We start from the raw sequence: 6,000 nt of genomic DNA on the forward strand, positions 1-6,000 counted from the left end.
TATGATAATAAATTTATTTTATGGTTTCTTTTGCTATTTTTTCCTTAAAAAACAATACATTTATATAGTGAATGTTATATATTTAATATTAATATATTCTCTGAGTATAAAAAAGTTGGTAGCATAAAAAGAAGCTACGGATATTATAATTGATATAATATTTTTGCAAATGTGTAAGTCTTTTAGTGATAGATATATAAATGTAGGGTAATCTTTATATACTTTATTTTACATAGTAAATGTAATGTATAAAGATGAGCTATCTGTATTTATTCCAAATTCATTTATTTCCGAGTCTAAAGACCTTAAAATTCGTACATATAAGGTAGGTATTTTGGGAAGAGCTTTAGCTATTTTTCAAGCAGACAATGTGGTTATTTATAATGATGACCATGTTAAAAATGAAGAAGGGAAAATGGATGGAGAATTTATTGCTGAAGTTTTGAGTTATATGAATACTCCTCAATATTTGAGGAAACAAGTATTTCCTATAAGACCGGAATTAAAGCATGTAGGTATTCTTCCACCACTTAGAACTCCTCATCATCCTGTTAATAGTCAACCAGACGTGGGCGATTATAGACAAGGTTTTACTGTAAAGAGAAATAAGAAAGGAACTTTTGTTGATATAGGTATGGATAAACTTGCATTCTGTAAAGAGCAACTTTCTGTAAAAAGAATTTTTGACTTTAAAATTACTAAGATTGCTAAGAAAGAAGTAATAGTCACACCTGATAAACCAGATGACATTTACTGGGGATATAATGTTATATCTTCTAATAAAAGTCTTAAAAATAGCTTAAAATTAATTAAACCTAATCTTGTTGTTGAAGCTACAAGATATGGAGATTATATTAATTCTATTTTTGATGAATTAAAACCAAAATTAGATGAATCTAGAAGTACTGCTATTTTATTTGGTGGCCCTTATTCTTCAATTCAAGAAGACATTTCCAATCCTAACTGGGAACTGTTTAAAGTAAATACTCTTCCGGATCAAGGAACTGAAACTGTTAGAACTGAAGAGGCTGTTGTCGCTACACTTTCTTTATTCAACTTTATGAGATTTTAATTCTCTTGATTTATTAGTTTTTATCACTGCTAATAGATGACTTGCTCAACTTTTTATACATCGATATTTTTAGGACTTTTCTAAAAATAAAACTTAGCGCAGAATGATTTATGCATTGTAATATGTTCATTGTGCTCCGATTGGATTTAACTCAATGGAATATATTGAACTCTAATATTTATCTAGTTGTAAGTTTTCTTATGGCTATTTATTAATTCGATAAGGTTATTTAATTCATAATCTTGTCAAAATCTGTTAATAGTTATTGAATTAGCTATTAATCTACAAAAATTAAAATAATTTAAAAAATAAGGAAAAATATTAATAAGGAGGTTAAAATAAATGGTAAGACATCACCAGCCAAGAAAAGGGTCTGTTGCTTTTAGTCCAAGGAAAAGAGCAGCTAAAGAAACCCCTAGGGTAAAATCTTGGCCACAAATTGATGAACCAAAATTACTCGGCCTCGCAGGTTATAAAGTCGGTATGACTCACGCTATGGTCACTGATACCGATAAAAACTCTCCTACTAATGGTATGGATATTTTCACTCCAGTTACCGTATTGGAAGTACCTCCGGTCGTTGTGATGGGAATTAGAGCTTATGAAAAAACTTCTCGTGGATTGAAAGTAATCACCGAAGTTCTTGCAGACAATTTAGATAAAGAACTTTCTAGGAAAATTTCTCTTCCTAAGGAATACAATAAATCTGAAGCTATTGCAAAAATACAAGGTGCATTAGAAAACACAGAAGAAATTAGGGTATTAGTACACACAAATCCAAAAGTAACTAGCGTACCTAAGAAAAAACCGGACATTTTTGAATGTGGTATAGGTGGAGCAAATCCTGAAGAAAAATTAAATACTGCATTGGAATTATTAGGTAATGAAGTAAAAGCTAGTGAAATCTTCAACGAAGGTGAATTTGTTGATGCTATTGCAACTACCAAAGGAAAAGGATTCCAAGGTGTAGTAAAAAGATGGGGAATCAGAATTCAATATGGTAAAGCTGTTAGAGCAGGTAAAGGTAGACACGTAGGTTCTATTGGACCTTGGACACCTAGAAGAACCATGTGGACTGTTGCTCAAGCAGGTCAAATGGGATACCATAAAAGAACTGAATTCAATAAAAGAATTTTAAAAATCGCATCAGCAGATGAAGTTGACCAAGTCAATCCTGATGGTGGATTTGTAAAATACGGACTTGTTAAAAACGATTACGTTTTAGTCAAAGGATCCCTTCCAGGACCTTCTAAAAGATTAGTAATCTTAAGACAACCTATTAGGCCTAATAATAAAGCTGAGGATATACCTCAAATTAATTACATAAGTACAAAATCTAAACAAGGGGTATAATCATGAAAGTTAACGTTTATTCTATTAATGGGGAAGTAAAAGAGGAAATCGAACTTCCAGCTATTTTTGATGAAGTATACAGACCAGATTTAATCAAAAGAGCTGTACTTTCTGCACAATCTGCAAGAGTACAACCATGGGGAAACGATCCGATGGCAGGTAAAAGAACTTCTGCTAAAGGATGGGGTTCCGGTAGAGGTACTGCAAGAGTACCAAGGATTAAAAATGGTTCCAAAGCAGCTTTCGTACCAATGGCTATTGGTGGTAGAAAAGCACATCCTACTAGAGCTGAAAAAAATCATCACGAAAAAATCAACATAAAAGAAAGAAGATTTGCTATTAGATCTGCTGTTGCAGCAACTACCAATAAGGAAATTGTTGAAAACAGAGGTCACAAAGTTGCAGATTTAGAACAAGTACCTATCATTGTTGAAGATGACATCGAATCTGTAAAAACTACTAAACAAACTCGTGAAATCTTCCAAAACTTAGGCGTATATGATGATATTATTCGTGCTAAAGAAGGTAAAAGAATAAGAGCAGGTAGGGGTAAAACCAGAGGAAGAAAATATAAAAAAGTAAAAGGACCTCTTGTAGTCGTTGGTGAAGATAAAGGTATTAATTTAGGTGCAAGAAACCACGCTGGTGTGGATGTTGTTGCTGTTGAAAATTTAAATGCTGAATTATTAGCACCAGGTACCCATGCAGGAAGACTCACTATTTACTCCAAGTCAGCTGTCGAAAAGTTAGGAGGTTTATTCCAATAATTTGGAAAAATAGGTGATTATTATGGATTCATACTCAATTATTATTAAACCTCATGTTACTGAAAAAACCATGAACTTAATTGATCAAAATAATGAGATTACTTTTGTTGTACGCCGTACAGCTAATAAATCACAAATCAAAAGAGCTTTTGAACAATTATACGAAGAAAAAGTAGAAAGAGTCAACACTCACATTACTACTAAAGGTGAAAAAGTAGCATACATCAAACTTGTTGAAGAAGAAATGGCAGAAGAACTCGCTGTCAGAATAGGTGTATTCTAAGGAGGAATTTGAATGGGAAAACGATTAATACATCAAAGAAGAGGAAGAGGAACTCCTGCTCACCGTGTTGCTTCTCATCGTTTTAAAGATAAAATTAAATACAGATCCTACGATGCATTAGAAAAAGAAGGCAGTATTAAAGGTAAAGTCGTTGACATTTTACATGACCCAGCAAGAACCGCTCCTATTGCAGAAGTAAAATTCGAAAATGGTGAAAAGAAATTTATCTTAGCACCTGAAAGCATTCAAATTGGAGATGAAATTGAATGCGGTATTTCTGCACCTATTAAATTCGGTAATACATTACCTCTTGCTGAAATTCCTGAAGGTACTCCAATTTACGATATTGAAAACACACCTGGTGACGGTGGACGTTTTGTAAGATCTTCTGGAACTTATGCGTCTGTTGTTACTCATGATGCAAATCAAGCTGTTGTTGAATTACCATCTGGTGAATTAAAATACTTAAATCCTAAATGCCGTGCAAGTATCGGTGTTGTTGCTGGTGGAGGTAGAAAAGATAAACCGTTCCTTAAAGCGGGTAAAAGATGGCATGCTTACAAAGCTAAAGGTAAGAAGTTTATGACTGTTAGAGGAGTAGCAATGAATGCTGTTGATCACCCTCACGGGGGAGGTAACAGACAACATCCTGGTCGTCCAACTACTGTTTCAAGACACGCACCACCGGGAAGAAAAGTTGGTTCCATTGCAGCTAAAAGAACAGGTTTAAAAAGATAGATAGAGGGTGTTTCATTGGCAAGAAAAATATTTAAATATAAAGGTTATACTCTTGAAGAACTTCAGGACATGTCTTTAGAGGAAGTAATGGAATTATTCCCTGCAAGACAAAGAAGATCTTTAAAAAGAGGATTCTTACCAAGACAACAAATTGTTTTGGATAAAATGAGAAAATTAAATAAAGAAGGAACTAAAGATGGTCGTCCTGTAGTTATTAGGACCCATTGCAGAGACATGATTGTAATACCTGAAATGGTTGGAACCACTTTCGGTATTTATGATGGTCAGAATTTTGTTGAAGTCACTATTGCACCAGAAATGATTGGTCATTACTTTGGTGAATATGCACCAACCAGAAAAAGAGTTCAACACGGAGACCCAGGTATGGGAGCTACAAGATCATCTATGTTTGTACCACTTAAATAAGGAGATTAGAACATGGCTAACAACAAATATGCTTATAATGAAGAAGTTGATGAAGCAAAAACTGCACGTGCTATGGCAAAATCTCTCAAAATTTCTCCAAAGCACAGTGTTGAGATTTGCAGTGCAATTAGAGGAATGGAAGTAGGAAAAGCTAAAGCTTACTTAGAAAATGTTATTGATATGAAAAAATCAGTTCCTTTCAAAAGACACAACAAAAAAGTTGGTCACAGAAAAGGACAAGAAGGTTGGCCTTCCGGAAGATATCCTGTAAAAGCTGCTGAACAGATTTTAAAAGTATTAAAAAATGCAGAAGCTAATGCAGAGTACAAAGGTATGGACACTGAAAAATTAGTTATTGAACATATTTCTAGTCACAAAGGTGTTGTAATTCCCGGATATATCCCAAGAGCATTTGGTAGAATGACTCCATTTAACACACCTACTACTCATATTCAAATTGTATTACAGGAGGCTAACTAATGATAGAAAAAGATTTTGTCACCGAGGGCCTTAGAAGAACCAAAATTGATGAATACTTAGAAAAAGAACTTGAAAGAGCCGGATATGGTGGAATGGATGTTCAGATTACTCCTTTAGGAACCATGGTTGTTGTCTATGCAGAAAGACCAGGTATGGTTATTGGTAGAGGAGGTAAAAATGTAAGGGATATTACCAATACTCTTAAAACTAAATTCGGATTAGATAATCCTCAAATTGAAGTTAAAGAAGTAGATGTTCCTGAACTCAACCCTAAAATCATGGCTTACAAAATTTCTAACATGTTACAAAGAGGTATGCACTTTAGAAGAGTAGCTTATTCCACTATTCGTAGAATTATGGGTGCTGGCGCTCAAGGTGTAGAAGTAACTATTTCTGGTAAAATCAGAGGTTCCAGATCTGCTGTAGCTAAATTTGTTGAAGGATACATTAAAAAATGTGGAGAACCTTCAATAAGATTTGTAGAAGAAGGTTTTGCTACCGCTCAATTAAAACCTGGTGTCTTAGGTATTTATGTAAGAATTATGCCTCCGGAAACTGTATTACCTGATTCAGTTGAAATTCTTCCTCCAAAAATGATCATCGAAGAAGACGGTGATGTTATTGAAGAAGAAATCGATGTTGAAACCGAAGAAATCATCGAAGAAGAAATCATTGAGGAAGTTGAAGACCTCGACGAATTAGAAGAAGTTGTTGAAGAAGAATCTGCTGATGAAGTGGAGAAAGACGATAGTTAAATTTTAATTTAATTATCTTAAAAGAGTTGGAACAATGGCGATTTTAAGAAGTAAAGAAATTTGGGACATGGAAGTTGATGAGATTCAAGATAAATTAGTTGAACTCAGAGCTGAATTATCCAAAAA

General features: G+C 33.9%; 8 protein-coding genes and 1 pseudogene. All 9 read left to right on the top strand.

All coding sequences use genetic code 11. The features are described 5' to 3' along the window. Positions 1 to 244: 244 nt before the first annotated feature. Positions 245 to 1,072, top strand: a complete 828-nt coding sequence (locus Q4Q16_RS04185; protein ID WP_303346462.1) for a putative RNA uridine N3 methyltransferase — start codon at positions 245 to 247, stop codon at positions 1,070 to 1,072. A 342-nt stretch (positions 1,073 to 1,414) separates the two neighbouring features. Continuing rightward, positions 1,415 to 2,425, top strand: a complete 1,011-nt coding sequence (gene rpl3p, locus Q4Q16_RS04190; RefSeq protein ID WP_303346463.1) for a 50S ribosomal protein L3 — start codon at positions 1,415 to 1,417, stop codon at positions 2,423 to 2,425. Between the two features lie 2 nt (positions 2,426 to 2,427). Beyond that, positions 2,428 to 3,192, top strand: coding sequence for a 50S ribosomal protein L4 (rpl4p, locus tag Q4Q16_RS04195; protein ID WP_303346464.1), 765 nt, complete (start codon positions 2,428 to 2,430; stop codon positions 3,190 to 3,192). Between the two features lie 22 nt (positions 3,193 to 3,214). After that, entirely contained in the window at positions 3,215 to 3,475 is a 261-nt protein-coding gene (locus Q4Q16_RS04200) for a 50S ribosomal protein L23 (RefSeq protein ID WP_303346465.1), read from the top strand. Positions 3,476 to 3,487: 12 nt separating this feature from the next. Beyond that, a complete protein-coding gene (locus Q4Q16_RS04205) occupies positions 3,488 to 4,213 on the top strand; it encodes a 50S ribosomal protein L2 (protein WP_303346466.1) in 726 nt (241 codons plus the stop codon). 15 nt (positions 4,214 to 4,228) lie between these two features. After that, positions 4,229 to 4,639, top strand: coding sequence for a 30S ribosomal protein S19 (rpsS, locus tag Q4Q16_RS04210; protein ID WP_303346467.1), 411 nt, complete (start codon positions 4,229 to 4,231; stop codon positions 4,637 to 4,639). A 12-nt stretch (positions 4,640 to 4,651) separates the two neighbouring features. Next, positions 4,652 to 5,119, top strand: coding sequence for a 50S ribosomal protein L22 (locus Q4Q16_RS04215; RefSeq protein ID WP_303346468.1), 468 nt, complete (start codon positions 4,652 to 4,654; stop codon positions 5,117 to 5,119). After that, positions 5,119 to 5,874: a 30S ribosomal protein S3 gene (locus Q4Q16_RS04220; protein ID WP_303346469.1), complete on the top strand. Its 756-nt coding sequence runs from the start codon at positions 5,119 to 5,121 to the stop codon at positions 5,872 to 5,874. The genes Q4Q16_RS04215 and Q4Q16_RS04220 overlap by 1 nt, the downstream gene beginning before the upstream one ends. Before the next feature lie 34 nt (positions 5,875 to 5,908). Further along, a pseudogene (locus Q4Q16_RS04225) lies at positions 5,909 to 6,000 on the top strand (50S ribosomal protein L29); the annotation flags it as partial.

Origin of the sequence: Methanobrevibacter sp. (genome assembly GCF_030539875.1) — an archaeon.
In the GTDB taxonomy this organism is placed as follows: Archaea; Methanobacteriota; Methanobacteria; order Methanobacteriales; family Methanobacteriaceae; genus Methanocatella.